Here is a 22,472-nt window from a genome sequence, read left to right on the forward strand (position 1 = left end):
GCCGATGAGGTGTCCCAGGGAGGACTCACCTACTTCGAGGACGTCGTCCGGCTCCTCGAACTCCGCGGAGCCACGGTCGTCCTCGACTGACCGCTGTTCGGCGGTGTCACCGGTGCGGGCAGGTCCAGAGCGCGGCCGAGGGCGGAGGCGACCGGGGCGGCGTAGGCGGGCAGGTGTCGGGCGGCCCAGGCAGCGGCCAGCTGGAGGAAGTCGACCAGGTCTCGCTCCGCGCCGACGAGCAGGCCGCGCAGGTCCGTGACGGGGACCTCCATCACCGGGCTGTCGTCGCGATCCGCGTCGACGGTCAGCCGGACGAGTTCGCCGTCACGCTCGGCGAGTGGGGACGGGTCGTGGCCGAAGGAGGCGCAACCGGTGCCGTCGACGACCTCCAGCCAGTCGCGCCTCTCGTCCAGCCCGTGACAGCAGCCCGGCAGCAACGTGGTGCCGGTCGTGGTGTCGGTGATCCGCAGGCCGCCGGACGCGAAAAGGTCCTCCATGGTGAGCAGTCCGTGCAGGAAGCTCCCGAGCGGGTCGGCGGGCCGTGGTGGGCGGCCGTCGTGCTCGGGGTCGATGTCGTTGCAGTCGGCGATGCGCATCACCGCTGTGCCGACCTCGGCAGGATCGAGCGCTCCGTTGAGCGGCAGGAAGCCGTACGGCGCGGACTCGACGACCGGCCAGAGGGTGAAACCGCCGGAGGCGTGGACCTCAAGGACGGGCTGCAGAACGATCATCCAGGAAGTGTGCGGCACGTCTGCTCACGCCGCACGGCGATTATCGCGCGAGGGGAGGGATCCCCGCCCCGGTAGGGGCAGTTCCTCGCACGGGTCAAGTCGCCGTGGGTCGAACAGGGTTCAGGGACGCCGCGCTCGGGGTACCGCCGGGCACCTTCATCGGTGACGCCGCGGGCCGGCGGCGGCAAGGAGCACGTGGGGGTGTCAGTCCGCTGAAGTATCCTTCCCGCCACCGCACACCGACTCGGAGGACCAAGAGAATTGACCGGCCTGTCCCCTTTCCCGCTGCCCTTTCATTCTTCCCGTTCCCTACCGTTCGCGACGCCCCGAACGCTGCGGGAACTCCAGATGATGCGGTGCAGCTCGCACATTCGGGCGAAGCCGGGATGGTTCGACAAGATGAACGATGCCGACATCGTCGCCCGGTGGACGCGGGAAGCGGTCGCCCAGGGGCTCACCGAAGCGCAGGTGCGTTACGTGCTCGCCGAGCTCGCGCATTACGCGGCGTTGCGGGACGGACGGACCGGCGTCGAGGTGTCCGCCGTCGACGGGGTGTGGCAGTCGGACGCCCTGGTCGACGACAAGCTCAGGTCCCGGCTGCGCGAGGCGGTCCGGGTTCTGGAGGAGGTCCCCGAAGCGGAGCGGGACTGGCATCCCGGATCCGACGGCCAGGTGCTGGATCTGGTTCATCCCTCCCTGTTCTGTCTGGTGAGGGAGGTGAGCGGCGCGCCCGAGCGGGCTTGGCTGAACCCGACGAACCACTACTCGAAGTACGAGTTCTCGGAGAAGTTCCAGTGGCTGCCCACGGACGTCGACGTCAGTGAGGACGGCGAGGTCGCCTTCCGTTCGTACGTCAACAACGTCCACCCCGAGACTCATCACGAACTCGCCTCCGTCCTGCCGGACTTGTTCGCGCGCATGCGCCCGCTGCTGGAGAACGTGCTCACCGATCTGCGCCATCCGCGGCCCCCGCGGATCGAGGCCGATCCCTACGAGTGGTACGACTCGGAGCCGGTGTATCCGGACAAGTCCTCCTACAGCGACGACGAGGCCTATGCCGAAGCCCGCCGTGCGTGGGAACGGGCTCAGGACGACTGGTGGGAGAACCGCCGCCCGGTCGTCCCGGACGCCCCGGTCTTCACGCCGCCCGAGGTGCCCGAGGGGTCCGCCCGGGTCGATCTGCGCGGCCGCGGTCTCCAGGTCATCGTCAAGCTCGCCACCATCCATCTCACCCCGGAGAAGCCCGAGTACGCCGGGGGGTCCTGGCACGTCGAGGGAATGCTGAACGAGCGGATCGTCTCGACCGGCATCTACTACTGGGACAGCGAGAACATCACCGAGAGCCGGCTGAGTTTCCGGGCGGCGCTCGACGACCCGGAGTACGAGCAGAACGACGACAACGGTGTGCGTGAGGTCTACGGCCTGGAGAACGAGGACGCGCTGAACCAGGTGCTGGGATCGGCGGCGACCCCGGCGGGCCGCTGTCTGGCCTTCCCGAACGTCCTGCAGCACCGTGTCGACTCGTTCCGCCTCGCGGATCCCACTCGCCCGGGGCACCGCAAGATCCTCGCGTTCTTCCTGGTCGACCCGTCGGAGAAGATCGTCTCGACCTCCGACGTGCCACCGCAGCAGCCGTGGTCCGACACCTCGACCATGACGCTCGAACAGGCCCAGGAGTACCGCGAACAGCTCATGAGGGAACGCAAGTTCTTCGTCGACGAACACAACGAGCAGCTCTACGAGCGGGAGTTCTCCCTCTGCGAGCACTGAAGCCCTTCGCTCCTGAAGGGGTTCGGGTCAAGGCGCGCGGCCGGCCCGGTCCGGGGCCGTTTCCCCGGGCCGGGCCGGCCCCCGCGCCCCGTGGGCCGTCGGATCAGCTGCTGTCGGCGAGCATGCCCTCACGCAGGCGGTTCAGCGTGCGCGAGAGCAGGCGGGAGACGTGCATCTGGGAGCAGCCCAGCCGTTCCCCGATCTGGGCCTGCGTGAGTTCTTCGACGAACCGCAGATGGATGATCCGCCGGTCGCGCTCGTCGAGCTCCTCGATGAGCGGGGCCAGGGCGTGGAAGTCCTCCACCAGCTCCATGGCGGGGTCCTCGCTGCCGATGTAGTCGGCCAGGGACGCGTCCCTGCTCTCGTCCTCGCCGCTCAGCGCGGCGTCGAGCGAGGAGGAGTTGTAGCCGTTGGAGGCCAGCCGCGCCTCGGTGACCTCCTCCTCCGTGAGGCTCATCAGCTCGGCCAGTTCCTTGACCGTCGGCATCCGGCCCAGGCGCGTGCTCAGCTCTTCGGTCGCCTTGGCCAGCTCCACGCGGGCCTCCTGCAGGCGGCGGGGCACGTGGACCGCCCAGGAGGTGTCCCGGAAGAACCTCTTGATCTCCCCGACGATGTAGGGGACGGCGAACGTGGTGAACTCGACCTCCCGGGAGAGCTCGAAGCGGTCGATCGCCTTGATCAGGCCGATCATGCCGACCTGGACGATGTCCTCCATCTCGTCGGCGCGGTGCCGGAACCGCCCGGCCGCGTAGCGGACCAGGCTCATGTTCATCTCGATGAGGGTGTTGCGCGCGTACTGGTACTCGTGGGTCCCCTCCTCCAGCACCGTGAGCTGCTGGAAGAAGACCTTCGACAGGGCGCGGGCGTCCTTCGGCGCGACCGCCAGCGGGTCCGGGACCGCCGGCAATGCCTCCGTCCCGACCTCAACGCCCGTGGTCGACAGCGTGGTGACCGTCACACCTTTCCCCTCTCATCCTCGTCCCGAACCCGGATTCGTGGCCCGATGGCAGCCCGCCTACCCGGACTACGCAGGTCCATTCCAAATTTTTTCCCGGGACGCGCGTGTCGGGCATGATGGGGCGTCAGCCACCGGCGCCACACGGTCCGTCGCGGCCGTCCCGGTCGCGCCCCGCCCGGGCCGGATCGCCGGCCCCCGGGTTCCCGCGCCGAGGGGCAGGGCAGACGGAACGTGCAGCACGGCCGAGCGGAGGAGAGACATGGCGCGGGACCCCTCACTGAGAGCTGTCGGATGGGCGCGCACGCTGCCCGTCAGCAGCGGCGTGAAGACGGCGCGGGACTGGACGCGTGAACACCTGGCGGCACTCGGCTGGGACCGCACGGCGCCGGATCTGATGGACTCCGTCGTCCTGGCCGTCTCCGAACTGGTGACCAACGCCCACGTCCACGCCCACAGCGACGCGCAGCTCATCCTGACGTGGGACGAGGAGTGCCTGCACGTGACCGTGCACGACGCGTCGTCCCACGTGCCCGAGCAGCGTCGTCCCGACGACGGCGCCCTCGGCGGGCGCGGCCTGCTCCTGATCGACGCCCTCGCCGACGACTGGCAGGCCCGCCCCTGCCCCCGCGGCAAGGACGTCACCGCCTGCTTCCGGCCCCCCTCCTCCGTCCGGCCGTCCTGAGGCCTCGCCGACGCGGCGGGCCGCGCCCCGTCAGGGGCCGGGAAGCTGAGGGCTCTCCGTCTCCTCGCCCGGGGCGACGCCGTCGGACTCGGCCGTCCCGGGTATGCCCGTCAGGTGCTGGTACGTGCCGGTGAGCAGGAGCAGCCTGTCGAGGAAGGGCGGCCTGCGGTCGATGTGCAGCCGTGCTCCCGCCGCCTCGGTGTCCCGGTGGAGGGCCAGGAAGGTGGAGAGGCCCATCGAGTCGCACAAGGTCATCCGGGCGCAGTCGAGGTGGACGTGCGAGAGGCCGGGGACCGAGGAGAGGCGGTCGCGGACGGCGTCCAGCAGTTCGTCGGCGACGTCCCAGGCGAGGTCGCCGGCGAGCTCGGCGTACAGGACGCCGTCCTCCTCGGTGACGATCGCCAGTTCGAAGGTGTGGTCGGGGAATGCGGTCATGCGTGGAGTCCGGAGGCCTGGGGTGCGGGTACGCGGGTGAGGGCGCGACGTCCTGCGGCCAGGTGGGCCTGTGCGCGGGGGAAGTCGTGCTGGGCTTCGGAGAGGAGGTCGAGCGCGGCGAGCAGGGCGCCGGTCGGGACGCCGCGGACGCGGAGGACCTCCGCGGTCCAGGTGAGGAAGCCGGTGAACAGTTCGGCGTCGTCGGTGTAGAGGGACGCGGCGAGGAAGTCGACGATGTGGGCGATGTCCTCGGCGGTCCGTTCTCGCTGCTCCTCGGTGTACGCGGCCATGGCCGGGACCTTGGCCTCCAGCCCTTCGAGAACGCCGCGGGTGAGCTGGGTCCGGGCGCGGGTGACGAGGGTGTACTCCTGGTCGAGCAGATGGGGCAGGCCCTGGTCCGGGCCGGCCAGGACTCCCTCGGGACGCCGCGGGCCCTCGGCCAGGAGGGAGGCGGCGGCGCGGGCGTCGGGCGCCCACCCGTCGGCGCCGAGCAGTCGGGCGTATCTGCCGTCGGGACCGAAGGCGGCTCCGCCGACGATGACGGGGATCCCGATGGCCTGGACGGCGGTGACGGCCGCGTGGGCCGTCGGCAGGCGGACGGGCAGGGACGAGGAGAGCGCGACCACGTCCGCACCGGTCTGGTGGAGGTGCGCGATCAGGTGCGGGGTGGGGACGTGCGCCCCGAGGTAGTCGACGAGGAAGCCGCGGCCGCGCAGGACCTCGGCGAGGAGGCGGGCGGGCAGGGCGTGCCACTCCCCGTCGACGCAGGCGACGGTGACGCGCCGCGGGGTCGTCCCGTCTCCCCCCGGACCGGCCCGTCGGGGGCGGCGGGAGGACGGGGTCCGATGGGCGAGGGCCGCGACGATGCGGTCCTGGATGGCCGTCGCGGCGTGCTCCTGGGCGACGCTGATCCGGCCGGCCGCCCATTCGCGGCCGACCCGGGCCTGTACGGAACCGATCACGTCGAGCAGGACCTCCTCCACCGGTGTGCCGGCGTCACAGGCGTCGAGGACCGCCGCGGCGGCCGCCGCCTCGTCCCGCTCCCCCAGGGCCGCCCACAGCCGCTCGCGGGTGCCGGCGAGGTCGGTGGAGGAGGTCGTGGTGTGTGTGGTCATGCGGTGTACCTGCCCCGGGTGTGACCGTTGACCGCGGACAGATGGGTGGTGCGCGGTGCGGTGATCGCGACGATCGCCATGTCGTCGTGCGGGCCGCCGCCCACCCAGTCGCCCGCGATCATCTGCATGCGTTCGACGACGGCCTCCGCCGGCAGTCCGACGCAGTCGGCCAGGGCGGTCCGGAGCCGCTCCTCCCCGAACATGGCCGATCCGAGCGGCCCGCCCCGGGCCTCGGTGATGCCGTCCGTGTAGAGCAGGCACGTCTCCCCGGGCGCCAGGTGCACGGTCGCGGACCGGGAGGTGACCTCGGGCAGCGCTCCCACCAGGGTTCCGCTCGTGTCCACCTCCTCCACCTCTCCCGTGGTGCGCAGGATCAGCGGCCCGGGGTGGCCGGCGCTGGTGAGCCTGAGCCGTACCCGTCCGCCCGTCCGTCTCACCGAGGCCAGGACCAGCGTGGCGAACCGGGTGTGACGGGCGGTCAGGAGGGCTCCGTTGAGCAGCCTCAGGACGTTCTGGTGGTCGTCGGCGAGGGGCAGCAGCGCGTGCAGGGTGCTACGGATCCTGCCCGTGAGCACGGCGGCCTCCAGCCCCTTGCCGCACACGTCCCCCAGGACGGCGAGCGACTCCTGGTCGGCGTCGGCCCCGGCGTGCACGTCGTAGAAGTCGCCGCCGATCCTCTCCGTGGCGTGGGAGGTGCGGTAGCCGCCGGCGAAGTCGACCCCGTGGACGTGGTGGAGCTGCGGCGGGAGGAGTTCGGCGATCAGCACGCGGGTGATGCGCGCCTGTTCGGCGTACATCCGCGCGGCCGACAGTGCGGCGCCGGCGCGGGCGGCGAACAGCCGGGCGAAGAGTTCCTCCGAGGCGTCGAAGGCCGTCCGGCCGCTGCGCCGCAGCAGGATGAGGGCGCCCGCGGGCACGCCGTGGCCCGGCAGCGAGGTGATGGAGACGGATCCCGGGTGCCCTTCCATGCCTTCGGGCACGGCCCATTCCGGCAGCTCGGCCGGATCGATCCACCGGGCGGGCACCGGAGGGAAGCCCTGGAGGGCCTCGGCCAGGCCGGAAACCGCCGTGGGGTCCATCGTCACCTGGCGCCCGGTGACCCGCTCCCCCACCGCGGTGACCACACCGTGCCGGTTCCGCACGGGCGGGGAGATCACGAGCGCCGCGTCGGCGAGGTGGGCCGCGGCGAGCAGGACCGTCTTCTCCAGGCACCGGTCCGGGTTGAGCGAGGACAGCAGCTGCGTGGAGACCTCCGCCAGGAGCGCGGTGCGTTCCTGCTCGGTCCTCAGGGCCTCCTCCGCCGCGGTCAGGTCGGAGTCGTCGACCAGCCACCAGGCGACGTCGCCGTGGCCGGAGTCGGTGGGGTGGGCCCGCAGGAGGCGGCCCTCGTGGCTTCCCCGCAGAGCGGGTCGCCCCGCGCGGACGGACTTCTCCACGGGTCGCTTCCGCGGGGGACGGGCGAGCCGCCGGTGGGCGTCGGCCAGCCAGCCGGGGACGACCTCGTCCAGCCACGCGCCGACGTCCATCCCCGGGAAGAGGTCCGCCGCGGCGTCGTTGAACTCCACGACACTGCCCCGGCCGTCGGCCACCAGGGCCGGGTGGGGCGATCGGAGCCAGGAGGTGCCCGCGACCGTGGGGGTGCCCCGCGACCGGCCGGGCTCGTCTTCGAAAACAGTCATATGCGTGGCCGCCCGTGGGGCCCGCCACCTTCCCGCTCGACGACACTCGTCCGTCCACCTTTCACCAGTGCGCGCCGCACATCAAGTGAACCCCCCTCTTCCGGTACGGACCGGGCCCCCGTCCACCACATCCCCACCTCCCCGGCACGGGAGCTTCACGGAAAGGCCGCCCCCGGGCCGGGGCCGGGGCGACGGGACGGCGGCGGGGTCGGGTGCGACGGGGCGGGATCAGAGCTCGCGCCACTTCGCCTGGCCGAAGGAGAAGGCTCCGAAGAGCACGAGGCCGACGGCCACGACGAGCAGCAGCCAGGGACCCGCCGGGGTCTGCGCGAACGAGCGGATCGTGTCGTCCATGCCCTTCGCCCGGCTCGGGTCGAACGCCGTGGCCGCCCGCACGCCGGAGAGCCCGAGCGCGGCGAAGACGAGACCGCGCCCGATGCCGCCGGCCACGCCGGTCACGTCCATGAAGCGGCGCTGGTACGGCGACAGGCTCCCCCATGCCAGGTGATCGCGGTACTTCCGCATCACCGCCCTGCCCGCGATCCACAGCCCGGTCACCAGGATGCCGACGGCGACCGCGCCGACCCACCAGCGGCCGCCCGGGAGTTCGAGCAGGCGGGCGGTGATGTCCCGGCTCTGCCGGTCGGTCGAGCCCTCGCCGCTCCCCCGCTCCCCCGTGGCGAAGGAGAGGACGAGGAAGGCGGAGACGGCGTAGAAGACGCAGCGGCCGGCGGACAGTCCGCGTCGATACACCTTGTCGCCCCCGGGACCGGCCGCTCCGAGGACCGTCTCCGACAGGCGCCACGCCGCCATCCCCGCGAGGCCGATGCCCAGGGCCCAGAGGAGGACGGCACCGAACGGGGTGGCCGCGAGGTGCGCGAGGGCTCCTCCCCGGTCGGCCTGCTCTCCCGTCCCCGTCAGTCCGATGCGTACGGCCAGCGCTCCGACGAGCAGGTACAGCACGCCCCGCGCCGCGAAACCGGCCCGGGCGCCCGCCCGTACGGCCTCGTCGCGGACCGCTCTCCCCGTCCCGGGCACATGGACCTTCGCTGTGGTCATGTCGACTCGCTCCTCTCGGTCGACCTCCGGATGCCCTGTCCGTGCCGGGCGAATCAGCGCCGGGCGGTTTCGGTCGCGGACGGGCGGTCAGGCGGACAGAGACCGCTACCGACGCATTCACCAGGAGGATCACATGGACACCCGGGAGGGCCACATGGACGGCTGGCGAGCGGCCGCGGCCTGCCGCGAGGTGGACCCCGACCTGTTCTTCCCCGTGGGGGTGGGCCCCTCCGCGGTCGTTCAGGCCGATGAGGCCAAGGAGGTCTGTCGGCGTTGTCCGGTGCGGGCGGAGTGCCTGCGCTGGGCCATGGACGACTCCCGTCAGGTGACGGGGGTGTGGGGCGGACTCACCGAGAGCGAGCGCCGTTCCCTCCGACGGCGGTCGCGCCGCACGTCCAGCGAGCGGCGCTGAGGTCCGGCCGGCGCCGTCGGAGGGCGGCTTCCGGCCGGACGGGCGTCCGTAGGGGCCGCTTCCGGCCGGACGGGCGCCTCCGAGAGTCGCTTCCGCTTCCGGCACGCCCGGTCCCGTCGGGGCCGGGCGTGCCGCGTGGGCGCACCGGCCGTCAGGCTCCCGCCTCGGCGTCCGCCGGCACGAGGGAGAGGCGCGCCCGGACCCGCTTGCCGTCCGGCTCCGGCTCCACGCTGACGCTCTCGCAGACGGCGACGACGATCTCCACGCCGTGCTGTCCGATCCGGCGCGGGTCGTGTCCACGGGGTACGGGGGCGGCCGCCGCGCGGTCGAACACCGAGATCTCCAGGGCGTCCTGCCGCAGCTCGAGGAGCAGCCGGCAGGGGCCGGAGGTGTGCCGGACCGCGTTGGTCACCAGTTCGCTGACCACCAGCTTCGCCAGGTCGACGCGTTCCCGCGTCACCGGTTCCCGCCGGACGGCCGGAGCGGCCGCGAGGAAGTCGGCGGTGAAGGCGCGGGCGGATCCGATCGCTCCGCCGTCGGCGGCGTTGTCGAACACGGCACTCGCCGACAGCAGGGGCTCGGGTACCGCACGCTCCGCGGTGATGGCGTCCGTCATGGCCCTGGCACTCCCCTCGTACGGATGGGCGGGCGCACTGGGCACCTCGTACTCCGCCTTTCCCCTCTTCGCGGTTTCCACACCGCCCGCATCGGGGATCACGCCCACCGCCGCCGTGTCAGGGGGAGGGGGGCGGGGGCGGACCGCCGTCCCCGTCCGTCGCCGCACCGGATCGACCGGCCTCGGGTCCGTGCCAGTCGAGGCAGACGACGAGGACGGCGTCCGGTACGTCGCGGGGGGTCTCCCGCAGTGCCCGGACGACGGCGCCGGGGGCGTCCGCGCAGCTCGGACGGCCGGTCAGCGCCAGGGCGCGGGCGACGGGGGCGTCCAGCGACCCGTTCTCCCCTCCGTGCGGGGGGTCGCCCGGGTCGCAGGCGACGAAGACGAGCCGGTCGCCGGGCAGGAGGCGCAGGCGCTGCGTGTCGTAGACGGTGTCCTCGAACATGCCGAGGGGCAGTTGGCGGTCCAGTTCGATGCGCTCGGTCGTGGTTCCGCGCGACCGCCAGAGCGTCGGCGACCCGGCGTCGACGACCTCGATCCCGCCGGTGGCCAGGTCGAGGCGCAGCAGGAGGGCGGCGAGCGGGCTCTTCCCCCGGTACTGGCCGTAGAGCGCCTGGTCGGTGAGGCTGGCCTGCCCCACCAGGTCGAGTCCGGCCCGCCGGGCGTTGCGGATCGCGTTCAGGGCGAGGGTGCTCACCAGGGCGGCCGGGGTGCCGGGGCCGGTGCCGTCGGCGACGACCAGGAGCAGCTCGTCCTCGGTCACGCTCCAGTCCAGGAGGTGTCCTCCCGAGGTGTAGGCGGGCTCCCAGTAGGCGTGCAGGTCGAACGCCGGCCCGGTGCAGGCCCGGCCCGGGAGGGTGTCCCACTGCATCTCCCCGGCGACGGTGAGGGCGCGCGTCCTGCGGGTGCTGCGGTACAGGTCGGTGTGGCGGTCGGCGACGCGCAGGGCGTGTCCGAGGGTCTCGGCGACGCGGCCGAGGCTCTCGACGGTCTGCGGGGTGGCGCGGTCCGGGGGCAGCAGGACCACGAGGACGCCGAGCCGGTCGCCGCGGACGGTGACGGGAAGGCAAACGGTCGCCGTGGGCCCGTCATCACGGAAAAGATATGGTTGCTGCGTGCGGAGGACGCGACCGACGGGCCCGGTGTCCACGGGCACGTGCCGCGCCCCGGCAGGTGTCTGCGCGGGCCGCACGGGGCGCAGCGACGTGAACCCGTAGTCGATGAGCAGCAGGTCGGCACAGGACGCGCCGTACTGCTGCGCGAGACTGGTACGGAGGGAGTCCAGGAGGAGGTGTGGTGCCGCCCCGCGCAGTGCGCTTTCCACTGTCACGTGTCGATCCACCGAATCCGTACCGCCTTCTGGAGAGATGTGGAGATGTCCGGTCCGTCGGAAGGCCGACGTCCTCGGCCCCGGACGCCCGAGGAGTGTCGGCAGGCATGAACACCAACCCCGCCCCGTCCCAGCCGGAGCGGCAGCAGACGACTCAGGCCGCCCGGGAGCTCATCGAGCTCCTGGAGGTGCTGTGGGAACGCGGCCGGGACATGGTGTCGCCGACACCGGTGTCGGCGAGTCAGCTGCGCGTGCTGTACAGCCTGGACCGCGAGGAGGGGATCAGCCTCCGCACGCTGGGCGACCTGCTCGGGTCGGCGCCGCCTTCGGTGAGCCGCATGTGCGACCGGTTGGAGGCGCTGGGTTTCGTCCAGCGGCTGCCCAGTTCCGTGAGCCGGAGACAGCTGGAGCTGCACCTGACCGTCCACGGCAAGGCGTACCTGCGGGACCTGCGGGCCCAGCGCGAGGAGGCCCTGCTGGCGGTCGTCGCCGCCATGTCGCCGACGAGCCGCAAGGCGCTGCTGCGGGGCCTCACCGGCTTCCAGGAGGCACTGGGAGAGGGCACGTCGGCGGCCTCGTCACGCCCTGACACGCCGCTGAAGGGCGTCAGTTCGGCCTGATCTCCGCGCGCCGCCGGCCTCGGCCGGCCGCACACTCCATGTCCCCACTGCCACCCTCCGGTCATCCTTTGACGCGTTCAACCGGGCACGAGCCAGGTGTTGCCCCAAGGATACAGTTGTCACACGGCAACTGTTGACGGAGTCCCGTACCAGTCGAGGCAGAGCACGAGGGCGTCGTCCTCCAGCGGGGTGCCGCCGTGGTACGCGGCGAGCTCGCGCAGCACCGCCTGCGGCACGTGCGTGGGCGGAAGGAGCCGTGTCCCGCTGAGCGCGCGGGCCAGCGCCCGCTCCCCGTAGCTCTCCCCCTCGGGCGAGCTGGCGGCGTACACCCCGTCGCTGCCGAAGAGCAGACGGTCCCCCGGGCGCACGGTGAACCGCTCGGGCACATAGAGGGAGTCCTCGAACATGCCGAGGGGCAGCTGCGCCTCGAAGGAGACGGACTCGACGGAATGGCCCCGCAGCCGCCACAGCCGGGGCGAACCCGCGTCCACGGCCTCGACCTCGCCCGTGGCGAGGTCGAAGCACAGGAGGAGCACCGACACGAAGGCGCTGCCCCGGTACTGCGCGTACACGGCCTGGTCGGCCAGGGCGGCCTGGTCCGCGAGCCCCAGACCGGCCCGGCGGGCGTTGCGGAGCGCGTTGATCGCCAGGTTGGTCAGCAGGGCGGCCTCGATCCCCTCTCCCATGCCGTTGGTGACGGTCAGGGTCAGCCGGCCGGCCGAGACCGACCAGTCGTAGTTGTCCCCGAAGATCGCGTAGGCGGGTTCCAGATGGGCGCCGAGGGCGAACTCGGGACGGGCGCACGAGCGGCCGGGAAGGAGCTGCCACTGCATCTCGGCCGCGAGGGTGAGCCGCGTCGCCCGCCGCGCCAGCACGTACAGGTCCGTGTCCCGCTCGGCCACCAGGATCTCGTGCCCGAGCGCCTCGCAGACCTGGCCGAGACCGGGCAGCGCGGTCCCGACGTCGGCCCCCGACGGCAGCCCGACGGTGAGGACGCCCAGCCGGTCTCCCCTCACGGTGACGGGAAGGTGGACCAGGAGCGCGTCGGACCCGCGGGTGACGTACGGCTCCTGGGCTCCGAAGGCGCGCCCCTGCGGACTGTCGTGGATCGGGACCGACGGCGCCACCCCTGGCCTGCGCTCGACGAGCTGGAGGGTCCGCACTCCGTAGTCGGCCAGACGGAGCTCCACCCACCGGGCGCCGCAGCGCTCCCGCAGGGCGTCCTCGACGACGCTCACCAGCTGGTGCGGAGCTGCCCTGCGGAGCGCCTGCTCCACGTCGGCGATCTCGTGCACGTTCTCCCGCTTCCTTCCTCCCCTGGCGCGGTCCCGTACCCAGGGCCGCACCGCCCTTCGTCTACCTCGCGCCGCCGGCGGCGGCCAGCGCCTCGGCCACGCCGGCGTGCGGCGGGATCGTGGTCGTCACTCCGGTGATGTCCAGGATGCGTCGCACCGGCGACGTCGGCGCGGCGAGGTACAGGTCTCCCCCGACGGCGCGTGCCTTGTGGACCGCTCTGATCAGGACGTTCAGACCGGACGAGTCCATGAAGCCCAGTGCGGACAGGTCGAGGACGAGACGGGCCCGTCCCTGCCGGAGCTGTTCCGCCAGGTGGTCGTCGAGCAGCTGGGCGGTCTCCATGTCGAGTTCGCCCCCCAGGGACAGTACCGCTGTGCCGGTGTCGCGGATCGTGACGTCGACGTTCAGGTTCAGTTCTCGCTCGGACATGTTCCCTGCTTTCCACGGTGAGGGGTACGGACGGTGGGCGGGCGGGCAGTCGGCGATCAGGTCACCTGGACACCGATCAGACACGTGTCGTCGTCCGTGTCCGACTTGCTGCGCGACAGCAGCAGGTCCAGTCGTCGTTCGAGACCGTCGGCAGGCAGCCGGGCGGTGGCCAGCAGCTGGGTGACGGAGTCGTGCACGGAGGTGTCCCGCCGTTCGACGAGACCGTCGGTGTACATCAGCACGGTGTCGCCGGGTTCGAGCCGGAGCTCCGCCTCCTCGTACTCGGCCTCGGCGAGGGCCCCGAGCAGCAGCCCTCGGAGCAGCGGCAGGTCGGCCGCCTCGCTCTCCCGGACGAGCACCGGCGGGAGGTGCCCCGCCCGGGCCCAGCGCAGCGTGCGGCTCTCGGGGTCGTAGATCCCGCAGACGGCGGTGGCCGTGACGTGGGCCGTGAGGTGGTGGGCGACGCTGTTCAGCCAGGACAACAGCTGTCCCGGCCCCGCCCCGGTGACGGCGAGGCCACGCAGGGCGTTGCGCAGGACGACCATCCCGGTGGCGGCCTCCACGCCGTGGCCCGCGACGTCCCCGACGCACAGGAGCACCTTCTTCGACGGCAGCACGACGGCGTCGTACCAGTCGCCGCCGACCAGGGACTCGGACTCGGCCGGGCGGTAGCGCACGGCGACGTCGAGTCCCGGTGCGTCGAGCGGCGGTTTGGCCGGGGGCATGATGGCGTGCTGGAGCTGGAGGGTGAGCCGGTTGCGTTCCTCCGCCTCCTCCTCGGTGGCGACGAGACGGTCGCGGGTGGCCGTGAGGGCGACCTCGGTCCAGTGCTGCGCCGAGATGTCCTGGTAGGCGCCCCGGACCGCCTGGAGCCGGCCGTCGGAGCCCAGGGCCGGTTCGGCGATCACCCGGATGTGGCGCGTGACCCCGTCCCGGCGCAGCAGGCGGAAGGCCGTGGAGCCCGGCCGTCGCTGGTGCAGGACGGAGTGGAGGAAGTGCCGGATGGTGTCGGCGTCGTCGGGGTGGACGTGCGCCGCCAGGTCGCGCAGGGAGACGGGCGGTTCCGTCTTCTCCCTGCCGAAGAGGTCGAAGAGCTGGCCGTTCCAGGTGATCTCCCCGGTGAGGACGTCCTCCTCGAAGGCGCCGACACGGCCGAGCCGCTGGGCGTGCTGCAGCAGGCTGGCGAGGCGGGCCGAGTCGTCCTCGATGCGCCAGATGAGGAAGACGCTGTCCCCGTGCCGGCTGATGCTGATGTCGGCGAGCGAGGAGAGCGGCACCTGGTCCACGAGCGCCGTCAGCCGCGTCCGCCGGGAGCGGAAGGGCTCGCCCGTGGCGTAGACCCGCTCGATCTGTTCGAAGAGTTCGCTGCCGCCCGCCGTCGCGGGATACGCCTCCAGGAGCAGCGCCCCGTCGATGGCGCTCCGGGGCCGGCCGGCCGGGTCCTGGAAGAGCGCGTTGGCGTGCCGGATGCGGAAGTCGGCCAGTCTGCCCGCCTCGTCCAGGTGGGGGGTCAGCACGAGGGCGGGGTCGTGGAGGCCGTCGGCGAGTTCGGCCAGTTCCAGCGGTCCCTCCCCGCCGGGGGCGAGGGGGCGCGTCGGCGCGGCCTGGGCGGGGAGCGCTTCCAGGGTGTGGGCGCAGAGCTCGGCGAGGGCTTCGATCTGGCGCTCCACGGCCTGGGGCTGGGGGTCCAGCGGTCGGTCCCAGCAGATCTCCAGGACGCCGTGGATGCGGCCGCCGGTCCCGGCGGGGACGACGACCCGGCCGCCGTCGGGGTGGCGCGTGCGTCCGATCGAGGGGATGCCTGCGGCCGCCAGGGAGGGGTACCAGACCGTACGGCGGCCGGTGAGCGCCTGCCGGGCCGCGGTGGTCACGCCCGGCGGTACGTAGTGCCAGCGGGCCGCCTCGTCGGAGCCGAACCCGGCGTGGCCGCGCAGGCTCAGCGAGGCGTCCGGGCCGGTGGTCCAGATGGCGACGGCGACGGCGCCGAGGGGTTCGAGGGCGTGCGCCAGCAGCGACTCGGCGACGGACTGGGTGTCGCCCGCGCTGAGCGCCGCGCTCTCGGCCGTGCGCAGGCGCACGCCGACCGAGGCGTCGGCTCCGGCGGCCCGGCCGGGGTCGCCGGACCCGTCGGCGGTGGTCCTGAGGAAATCGCCGGCGGCTTCGGCGACCCGGTCACGGGCCGCCTGGTTGATGATGTCCGCGGCCAGCTCCAGCTGGGAGAGCCCGGCCTGGTCGGCCAGCTCGGCGAGCTGCCTCGCCGCCTGGGCGGGGCCGCAGCCCAGACGCTCGACGATCACGCCCTTGGCGAGTTCGACCAGGGCGCGCCCCTCGGCCGCGGCGTGGGCGGCGCGCACCTCGCCGCGCAGCCGTTCCACCGTGGCCGCCAGGCGGCCGGCCGTGAGGCGGTCCTGCGCCGGCGAGCGGTCGCCGTCGGCGGGGAACTGGTCGGGGACGGCCACCGCGGCCGCGCCGGGCGCCGGGGCGTCTTCCCCGTGGGGATCGGAGTAGGTGTCTCCGTCCCCGAGGTGGGGGCCACTCACGTCGACGACTCCTCGGGTAGGGCTGTCTCGGGTCCGCCGGACGGGCGGGACCGGGTCGCGCCGGGAGGGCGCGGTGCCCGCCGCGGGGTGCGGTACGGGCCGGTGGGGGCGGCCACGGGGCTACCCGTCGTTCAGCCAGCGGCTGACGCAGGCGATGAGTTCGTCGGCGTCGACCGGCTTGGTCACGTAGTCGCTGGCGCCCGCGGCGAGGCTCTTCTCCCGGTCGCCCGGCATCGCCTTGGCGGTGACCGCGATGACGGGCAGGCCCGCGTACTGCGGCATCTCCCTGATCCGCGCGGTCGCCGTGTAGCCGTCCATCTCCGGCATCATCACGTCCATCAGGACGAGGTCGACGGCCGGGTGCGCGAGGAGCGCCTCGATCCCCTTCCGGCCGTTCTCGGCGTGCAGCACCTTGATGCCGTGCAGCTCCAGGATGCCGCTGAGGGCGTAGAGGTTGCGGGCGTCGTCGTCGACCACGAGGACGGTACGGCCGTGCAGCGTGGTGTCGATGGCCTGCGGCTCCGGGGCCCAGTGCTCTCCCCGGACCAGGGGCACGACGTCGCCGGGCTGCTCCGCGGACAGGTGCAGGGCGATCCGCTCGCGCAGCTCGTCGAGGCTGGAGAGGAGTTCCAGCGGCCGGCGGCGGGCCAGCTCCTGGAGGGCGCGCTCCTGGTCGGCGGCGAGCCGGCGGTTGTTGTGGGCGAGGACCGGGACGGTGCGCAGGGCCTCGTCGCCGTCCATGGCCTCCAGGAAGCGCAGGGCGTCGCCGTCCGCCATGTCGACGTCGAGCACGACGCAGTGGAACGGCTGGGTGGCCAGCGCGGCGGCGGCCTCCTGAGGGCCGACGACCGCGATCAGCTCGATGCCCTCCCGGTTGGCGTGGCCGCCGTCGGCGTCGAGTTCCGTGAGGGCGTTCTCGGCGACGAGGGCGAGGAGACCGCGCGGGCGCTCCTCGATCACGAGGAGGCGTCGCGTCGGCCGGGTCGAGTGCGTGCCGGGGCGCGCCGGGAGGACGGGGACGTCGTTCCGGTCCGGCGCCGCGGCCGGGAGGGCCGCCCGGTCGTCCGCCGTCGCCTCGGTGAGGCCCGGCTGTTCCGTGAAGTCGGGACGGGTGACGGGCAGGTAGAGGGTGAAGGTGCTGCCCTCGCCGGGCACGCTGGCGACCGTGAGGGCGCCGCCGAGCAGATAGGCGATCTCGCGGCTGATCGACAGGCCGAGGCCCGTGCCGCCGTACTTCCGGTTGGTCGTCCCGTCGGCCTGCTGGAAAGCGCCGAAGATGGCCTCCAGGTTCTCGTGGGCGATGCCGATGCCGGTGTCCGTGACGCGGAAGGCGACGACGGGGCCGCCCCGGTGGACGGTCGCCGGGAGTTCGTCGTCCGACACCGGTTCGATGCGGAGTTCGACACTGCCCTGCTCGGTGAACTTGACGGCGTTGGACAGCAGGTTCCGCAGCACCTGCCGGAGCCGGGAGTCGTCGGTGACGAGGTCCACGGGGACGCCCGCGGCGGTGGAGACCGTGAAGGCGAGGCTCTTCTGCGAGGTGAGGGGACGGAAGGTGGCCTCGACGTAGTCGAGGAGCTTGCGGAGCGCCACGCGCTCCGGGTTGAGGTCCATCTTCCCGGCCTCCACCTTGGACAGGTCGAGGATGTCGTTGATCAGCTGCAGCAGGTCCGATCCGGCCGAGTGGATGATGCCGGCGTACTCCACCTGCTTGGCCGTGAGGTTGCGGGTGGGGTTCTGGGCGAGCAGCTGGGCCAGGATCAGGAGGCTGTTGAGCGGGGTGCGCAGTTCGTGGCTCATGTTGGCCAGGAACTCGGACTTGTACTTCGAGGCGAGCGCGAGCTGCTGGGCGCGGTCCTCCAGCTCCTGCCGGGCCTGCTCGATCTGCATGTTCTTGGCCTCGATGTCACGGTTCTGCGTCGCGAGCAGGGCCGCCTTCTCCTCCAGCTCGGCGTTGGAGCGCTGGAGTTCCTCCTGCCGCGCCTGGAGCTCCTCGGTGCGTGAGCGCAGCTCGCCCGCCAACCGCTGGGACTCGTCCAGGAGTTCGTCGGTACGGGCGTTGGCGACGATCGTGCTGAGGTTGACACCCACCGTCTCCATGAGCTGCTCCAGGAAGTCCCGGTGCACGGAGGTGAAGGGGCTGAAGGACATCAGCTCGATGACGCCGAGCACCTGGTCCTCGACGACGATCGGCAGCACCACCAGACTGCCCCGGGTCGTCCGGCCGAGTCCGGAGGAGATGGCGACGTAGTCGGCGGGGACGTTCTCGGCCGCGATGGTGCGGCGGCTGCGGGCGGCCTGTCCGACGAGCGACTCGCCCAGCCGGAAACGGTCCTTGCCCCCGTCGCCGGCGGGCCGGCCGTAGGAACCGACGAGGCCCAGCTCGATGCCGCCCTCCCCCTCTTCGGCCAGGTAGAACGCGCCGTACTGGGCGGCCACGAGCGGGGTCAGCTCGTCCATGACGAGTTCGGCGACGACGGCGAGGTCCCGGGGGCCCTGCATCAGGGCGGAGATCCGCGCCAGGCTGGACTTCAGCCAGTCCTGTTCCTGGTTGGCCCGGGTCGTCTCGCGCAGAGAGCCGACCATCGCGTTGATGTTGTCCTTGAGCTCGGCCACCTCGCCCGACGCCTCGACCGTGATCGAGCGGGTCAGGTCGCCCTCGGCGACGGCGCTGGCGACCTCGGCGATGGCGCGGACCTGTCGGGTGAGGTTTCCGGCGAGCTCGTTGACGTTCTCGGTCAGCCGCTTCCAGGTGCCGGAGACGCCCTCCACCTCCGCCTGTCCCCCGAGCCGGCCCTCGCTGCCGACCTCGCGGGCCACGCGGGTCACCTCGGCCGCGAACGAGGACAGCTGGTCGACCATCGTGTTGATGGTCGTCTTCAGCGCCAGGATCTCGCCGCGGGCGTCCACGTCGATCTTCTTCGACAGGTCGCCGTTGGCGACGGCGGTGGTGACCTGGGCGATGTTCCGGACCTGGCCGGTCAGGTTGCTCGCCATCGAGTTGACGTTGTCGGTGAGGTCCTTCCAGGTGCCGGCCACGTTCGGCACCCGGGCCTGGCCGCCGAGGCGGCCCTCGGTCCCCACCTCGCGGGCGACACGGGTCACCTCGTCGGCGAAGGACGAGAGCTGGTCCACCATCGTGTTGATGGTGTTCTTGAGCTCCAGGATCTCGCCGCGCGCGTCCACGGCGACCTTCTTCGACAGGTCGCCGTAGGCCACCGCTGTGGCGACGTGGGCGATCGCCCTCACCTGCGCGGTGAGGTTCCCCGCCATGGAGTTGACGGAGTCGGTCAGGTCGCGCCAGGTGCCGGAGACGCCCTGCACCTCGGCCTGACCGCCCAGCCGGCCCTCGGTGCCCACGTCCCGGGCCACCCTGGTCACCTGCTCCGCGAAGTTCGAGAGCTGGTCCACCATCGTGTTGATGGTGTTCTTGAGCTCCAGGATCTCGCCGCGCGCGTCCACGTCGATCTTCTGGGAGAGGTCTCCCTTGGCGACGGCGGTGGCCACCTGGGCGATGTCGCGGACCTGGGTGGTGAGATTGCCGGCCATGGCGTTCACCGAGTCCGTCAGATCGGCCCAGGAGCCGGAGACGCCGGGCACCACGGCCTGACCGCCCAGCGTCCCTTCCGTACCGACCTCACGGGCCACTCTCGTCACCTCGGAGGTGAACAGGGAGAGCTGGTCCACCATCCCGTTGAAGACCGTGGAGATCTCGCCCATCAGGCCGCCCGCCTCGTCGGGCAGGCGGGTGCCGAAGTCACCGTCCCGCACCGCCGTGAGACCGGCCAGGAGCTGTCGAAGCTCGGGCTCCGCCACCGCGCCCGGCTCCGGCCGGTCCCCGGTCGAGGAGCCCTTGATCGTCGTCTCAGACATGCCCCATCCTCGTTCGCCATCAGGCATCCACTTACGGACCGTCCGGTCACGGTCACGTGCCGCACCGTCCGCTCTCCCGTGACGGCTCCGGCCTCGACCGTTGCCGTACGGCAATGATGACGACCCTACCCTTCCGTGATCGACAGGAGGAGGGCGGTGCCGCGTCAGGCGGCCGGAACACGCCGTCGACCGGTTTTTCGAACTCTCTCCGGCATGCGACGCCGGAGCCCGGGTACACGGCGCGTCGAGCCGGGCGGTGGACGCCCTGACGACGAAGGGAGTAGCACGTGCTGATGGCCCATCCCGCGGTCCTGCGCAATCTCGTCGAGCAGTACGAGACACTCGAGGTGCTCCGGGCGGAGAACGGCAGCGACGAGGTGCGGCGGCGCATGGACGACCTGGCGTACACCCTGTGCGTCTCCACCGGTACGCGCGACGTGGACGCGGCGCTGATCGCGGCCCGCCATCGGCTGCCGGGCGCGCGCCCCGAGGACGACTCCGTGCTGACCGCCTGAACGCGTGAGCGAGCCCGGCCCCCTCCTTCCGGAAGGAGGGGGCCGGGCTCGCTCACGCCCTGGCGGGTTCACGCCGGTGCGGGGTCGTCCACGGTGCGAACCCGCACCGTGGACGACCCCGCACCGTGGGTGACCGCCTACCAGCGGTACCAGCGGCCCGTGCTGCCCTTCGGCCGGGCCACGAAGCCCAGCAGCCACAGGACGAGCACGATCACGGCGATCCACCAGAGCGCCTTGACGGCGAAGCCGAAGCCGAAGAGGAGCAGGGCGAGGAGAAGAACCAGCAGCAGGGGAACCATGCGTATCGACCTCCTGGAACGAGACGTGCTCAGGAACAGATGAACGGGGTGTGCGGCGGAGAGGAGGGAATCCCTCCGTCCCTCAGAAGCGGCGTCCGAAGAGCCGGGCCACCGGGCCGCGGCCGCGTCGCCCGGCCCGCCGTCCCAGCGCGTACGCGGCGGTGATCGCCGCCGTCGCGCTCACGGCGGCACCGGCCGTCACCACCGTGAGCGAGCGGACGGCGGTCCACGGCCCGTCCTCGGCACCACGGGCCGCCGGCGCGGCCGCACGGGCCGCCTCGGCCGGCGGGACCGGAAGGAACAGCAGCTCCCCCATGGTCACCGGGGCGCGCGGCGTTCCGACGCGGTCGGACACGGCGTACGGGCCGGACCGACGGAAGGGATTCTGGCCACTCTTCTCCGAAGCACTCATGAGGGTCGTCTCGCCGGACGCGCCCGCCGCAAACCTCGTCCGTCGCGCCGGGCGCCCTCCGGCGGCGCGCTTGGCCCGGCGGATCCGGGACAGACGGCCCCGCATGCTGACGCTTCTTCTCGCGGGCCTCCCGGCTCTCACCGCCCTCGGCACCGGCCTCCTGGCCGTCCTGGTGTCCCCGTGGTGGTGGTGCGCGGCGGGCCCCGCGCTCCTGCTCGCCGCGGTGGCGTCGTACGACCTGCTCCAGCGGCGTCACTCGATCCTGCGCAACTACCCGCTCCTGGGGCACCTGCGGTTCGCGATGGAGAGGATCCGTCCCGAGGTGCAGCAGTACTTCATCGAGCGGAACGTCGACGGCGCGCCCTTCGACCGGGACACGCGCTCCATCGTCTACGAACGGGCCAAGGGGACCGACGCCGAGGACCCCTTCGGGACGGAGCTGGAACTGGACCGGCCGGGCACCGACCACCTCGTCCCCTCCATGTCCCCGTGCCCGGTGCCCACGCAGCCGCCCCGGGTCCGGATCGGCGGTCCCGACTGCGCCAGGCCCTACGACATGGCCCTGCTCAACGTGTCCGCGATGAGCTTCGGCTCCCTGTCGGACCGGGCGGTCCGGGCCCTGAACGAGGGCGCCCGGCGCGGTGGTTTCGCCCACGACACCGGTGAGGGCGGGATATCGGAGCACCACCTGGCCCCCGGTGGGGACCTCGTCTGGGAGATCGGCACGGGCTATTTCGGCTGCCGCACGGAGGACGGCGACTTCGACCCGCGGCAGTTCGCAGAGAAGGCCGCCCTCGACCAGGTCGCCTGCGTCCTGCTGAAGATCAGTCAGGGGGCCAAGCCCGGCATCGGGGGCGTGCTGCCCGGCTCCAAGGTCAGCGGGGAGATCGCCTCGGTCCGGGGCGTCCCCGAGGGCCGCACCGTGATCTCTCCTCCGTACCACCGCGTCTACCGCACCCCCAGGGAGCTCGTGCGCTTCGTGGGCCGGATGCGGGAGCTCGCCGGAGGCAAACCGGTCGGGTTCAAGCTGTGCGTCGGATCGCGCCGCGAGTTCCTCGCCGTGTGCAAGGCGATGCTGGAGGAGGACGTCACACCCGACTTCATCGTCGTCGACGGGGCCGAAGGCGGCACCGGCGCCGCACCGCTGGAGTTCGCGGACGCCGTCGGGCTCCCCCTCACCGAGGGCCTGACGACGGTCCACCGGTCCCTCGTCGGCGTGGGACTGCGCGACCGGATCCGGATCGGCGCCTCCGGCAAGGTCGCCACCGGCAGCGACATCGTCAAGCGGCTGATCCAGGGCGCCGACTACACCAACTCCGCCCGGGCCATGATGTTCGCCCTCGGATGCGTCCAGGCCCAGCGCTGCCACACCAACACCTGCCCCGTCGGGGTCGCCACCCAGGACAGCCGGCGCGCCCGGGCACTGGACGTCGAGGACAAGGCGCGCCGCGTCCAGCGCTTCCAGGAGGCGACGGTCAAGAGCGCCCTGCAGATCATGGCCGCCATGGGCGTCGACGAGCCGGGCGGCCTGACGCCCGAGATGCTGCTGCGCCGGGTCGGCCCGGACAGCGTCCTGTCCCATGCCGACCTGTACGCACCGCTCGAAGCCGGACAGCTCCTCGCGCCGGCATCGGTTCCGCCTTCATGGGCAGGCGACTGGAAGACGGCCCATCCGGACCGGTTCACCCTCCGGTGACCCGG

The 22,472-nt window shown here is 72.5% G+C and carries 20 protein-coding genes; 6 read left to right on the forward strand and 14 right to left on the reverse strand.

Annotated features, from left to right (window positions below):
* Positions 1 to 29: 29 nt before the first annotated feature.
* Positions 30 to 731 carry a hypothetical protein gene (locus ACFYUZ_RS21180; RefSeq protein ID WP_389311439.1) on the reverse strand — a complete coding sequence of 234 codons (702 nt, stop codon included), beginning with the start codon at positions 729 to 731 and terminating at the stop codon, positions 30 to 32.
* Between the two features lie 261 nt (positions 732 to 992).
* Between ACFYUZ_RS21180 and ACFYUZ_RS21185 the strand changes: the two genes are divergently transcribed.
* Complete coding sequence (locus tag ACFYUZ_RS21185; protein ID WP_389311441.1) at positions 993 to 2,501, forward strand: DUF4246 domain-containing protein; 1,509 nt, start codon at positions 993 to 995, stop codon at positions 2,499 to 2,501.
* 103 nt (positions 2,502 to 2,604) lie between these two features.
* On the opposite strand, the gene ACFYUZ_RS21190 is transcribed toward ACFYUZ_RS21185, so the two are convergent.
* Positions 2,605 to 3,459 (reverse strand): RNA polymerase sigma factor SigF, encoded by an 855-nt coding sequence (locus tag ACFYUZ_RS21190; RefSeq protein WP_389311443.1) that lies wholly within the window; start codon positions 3,457 to 3,459, stop codon positions 2,605 to 2,607.
* Between the two features lie 259 nt (positions 3,460 to 3,718).
* Here ACFYUZ_RS21190 and ACFYUZ_RS21195 point away from each other — a divergent pair, with 259 nt between their 5' ends.
* Positions 3,719 to 4,141, forward strand: a complete 423-nt coding sequence (locus ACFYUZ_RS21195; protein WP_389311445.1) for an ATP-binding protein — start codon at positions 3,719 to 3,721, stop codon at positions 4,139 to 4,141.
* Positions 4,142 to 4,171: 30 nt separating this feature from the next.
* Here the strand turns inward: ACFYUZ_RS21195 and ACFYUZ_RS21200 are convergent, their stop codons facing one another.
* The 4 genes from ACFYUZ_RS21200 to ACFYUZ_RS21215 form a co-directional block, all read right to left on the reverse strand.
* Positions 4,172 to 4,576, reverse strand: a complete 405-nt coding sequence (locus tag ACFYUZ_RS21200; RefSeq protein ID WP_389311447.1) for an STAS domain-containing protein — start codon at positions 4,574 to 4,576, stop codon at positions 4,172 to 4,174.
* Positions 4,573 to 5,691, reverse strand: a complete 1,119-nt coding sequence (locus tag ACFYUZ_RS21205) for a B12-binding domain-containing protein (RefSeq protein ID WP_389311449.1) — start codon at positions 5,689 to 5,691, stop codon at positions 4,573 to 4,575. Before ACFYUZ_RS21205 ends, ACFYUZ_RS21200 begins: the two co-directional genes overlap by 4 nt.
* On the reverse strand, positions 5,688 to 7,370 hold the full coding sequence (locus ACFYUZ_RS21210) for a PP2C family protein-serine/threonine phosphatase (protein ID WP_389311451.1): 1,683 nt from the start codon (positions 7,368 to 7,370) through the stop codon (positions 5,688 to 5,690). Before ACFYUZ_RS21210 ends, ACFYUZ_RS21205 begins: the two co-directional genes overlap by 4 nt.
* Positions 7,371 to 7,598: 228 nt before the next feature.
* A complete protein-coding gene (locus tag ACFYUZ_RS21215) occupies positions 7,599 to 8,429 on the reverse strand; it encodes a DUF1206 domain-containing protein (RefSeq protein WP_389311453.1) in 831 nt (276 codons plus the stop codon).
* A gap of 154 nt (positions 8,430 to 8,583) precedes the next feature.
* On the opposite strand from ACFYUZ_RS21215, the gene ACFYUZ_RS21220 reads away from it, so the two are divergent.
* Positions 8,584 to 8,841 carry a WhiB family transcriptional regulator gene (locus ACFYUZ_RS21220; protein WP_389311666.1) on the forward strand — a complete coding sequence of 86 codons (258 nt, stop codon included), beginning with the start codon at positions 8,584 to 8,586 and terminating at the stop codon, positions 8,839 to 8,841.
* Positions 8,842 to 8,992: 151 nt separating this feature from the next.
* On the opposite strand, the gene ACFYUZ_RS21225 is transcribed toward ACFYUZ_RS21220, so the two are convergent.
* Both ACFYUZ_RS21225 and ACFYUZ_RS21230 read right to left on the reverse strand, forming a co-directional pair.
* Positions 8,993 to 9,457 carry an ATP-binding protein gene (locus ACFYUZ_RS21225; protein WP_389311455.1) on the reverse strand — a complete coding sequence of 155 codons (465 nt, stop codon included), beginning with the start codon at positions 9,455 to 9,457 and terminating at the stop codon, positions 8,993 to 8,995.
* A gap of 118 nt (positions 9,458 to 9,575) precedes the next feature.
* Positions 9,576 to 10,787, reverse strand: a complete 1,212-nt coding sequence (locus tag ACFYUZ_RS21230; RefSeq protein WP_389311456.1) for a PP2C family protein-serine/threonine phosphatase — start codon at positions 10,785 to 10,787, stop codon at positions 9,576 to 9,578.
* A 107-nt stretch (positions 10,788 to 10,894) separates the two neighbouring features.
* Here ACFYUZ_RS21230 and ACFYUZ_RS21235 point away from each other — a divergent pair, with 107 nt between their 5' ends.
* On the forward strand, positions 10,895 to 11,407 hold the full coding sequence (locus ACFYUZ_RS21235) for a MarR family winged helix-turn-helix transcriptional regulator (RefSeq protein WP_389311457.1): 513 nt from the start codon (positions 10,895 to 10,897) through the stop codon (positions 11,405 to 11,407).
* A gap of 119 nt (positions 11,408 to 11,526) precedes the next feature.
* Here the strand turns inward: ACFYUZ_RS21235 and ACFYUZ_RS21240 are convergent, their stop codons facing one another.
* From ACFYUZ_RS21240 to ACFYUZ_RS21255, 4 genes are all read right to left on the reverse strand, one after another.
* Complete coding sequence (locus tag ACFYUZ_RS21240; protein WP_389311458.1) at positions 11,527 to 12,702, reverse strand: PP2C family protein-serine/threonine phosphatase; 1,176 nt, start codon at positions 12,700 to 12,702, stop codon at positions 11,527 to 11,529.
* A 61-nt stretch (positions 12,703 to 12,763) separates the two neighbouring features.
* Positions 12,764 to 13,132: an STAS domain-containing protein gene (locus ACFYUZ_RS21245; protein WP_389311459.1), complete on the reverse strand. Its 369-nt coding sequence runs from the start codon at positions 13,130 to 13,132 to the stop codon at positions 12,764 to 12,766.
* 56 nt (positions 13,133 to 13,188) lie between these two features.
* A complete protein-coding gene (locus tag ACFYUZ_RS21250; protein WP_389311460.1) occupies positions 13,189 to 15,672 on the reverse strand; it encodes a SpoIIE family protein phosphatase in 2,484 nt (827 codons plus the stop codon).
* Positions 15,673 to 15,792: 120 nt separating this feature from the next.
* Positions 15,793 to 19,545, reverse strand: coding sequence for a HAMP domain-containing protein (locus tag ACFYUZ_RS21255; RefSeq protein WP_389311461.1), 3,753 nt, complete (start codon positions 19,543 to 19,545; stop codon positions 15,793 to 15,795).
* A 287-nt stretch (positions 19,546 to 19,832) separates the two neighbouring features.
* Here ACFYUZ_RS21255 and ACFYUZ_RS21260 point away from each other — a divergent pair, with 287 nt between their 5' ends.
* Positions 19,833 to 20,060, forward strand: coding sequence for a DUF5133 domain-containing protein (locus ACFYUZ_RS21260; RefSeq protein ID WP_389311462.1), 228 nt, complete (start codon positions 19,833 to 19,835; stop codon positions 20,058 to 20,060).
* Between the two features lie 137 nt (positions 20,061 to 20,197).
* Here the strand turns inward: ACFYUZ_RS21260 and ACFYUZ_RS21265 are convergent, their stop codons facing one another.
* Entirely contained in the window at positions 20,198 to 20,359 is a 162-nt protein-coding gene (locus tag ACFYUZ_RS21265; protein ID WP_030690925.1) for a DUF5670 family protein, read from the reverse strand.
* 82 nt (positions 20,360 to 20,441) lie between these two features.
* Complete coding sequence (locus tag ACFYUZ_RS21270) at positions 20,442 to 20,714, reverse strand: hypothetical protein (protein ID WP_389311463.1); 273 nt, start codon at positions 20,712 to 20,714, stop codon at positions 20,442 to 20,444.
* A gap of 160 nt (positions 20,715 to 20,874) precedes the next feature.
* On the opposite strand from ACFYUZ_RS21270, the gene ACFYUZ_RS21275 reads away from it, so the two are divergent.
* On the forward strand, positions 20,875 to 22,467 hold the full coding sequence (locus ACFYUZ_RS21275) for an FMN-binding glutamate synthase family protein (protein ID WP_389311464.1): 1,593 nt from the start codon (positions 20,875 to 20,877) through the stop codon (positions 22,465 to 22,467).
* Positions 22,468 to 22,472 lie beyond the last annotated feature (5 nt).

It is taken from the genome of Streptomyces sp. NPDC004266, assembly GCF_042874095.1.
Classification (GTDB): domain Bacteria; phylum Actinomycetota; class Actinomycetes; order Streptomycetales; family Streptomycetaceae; genus Streptomyces.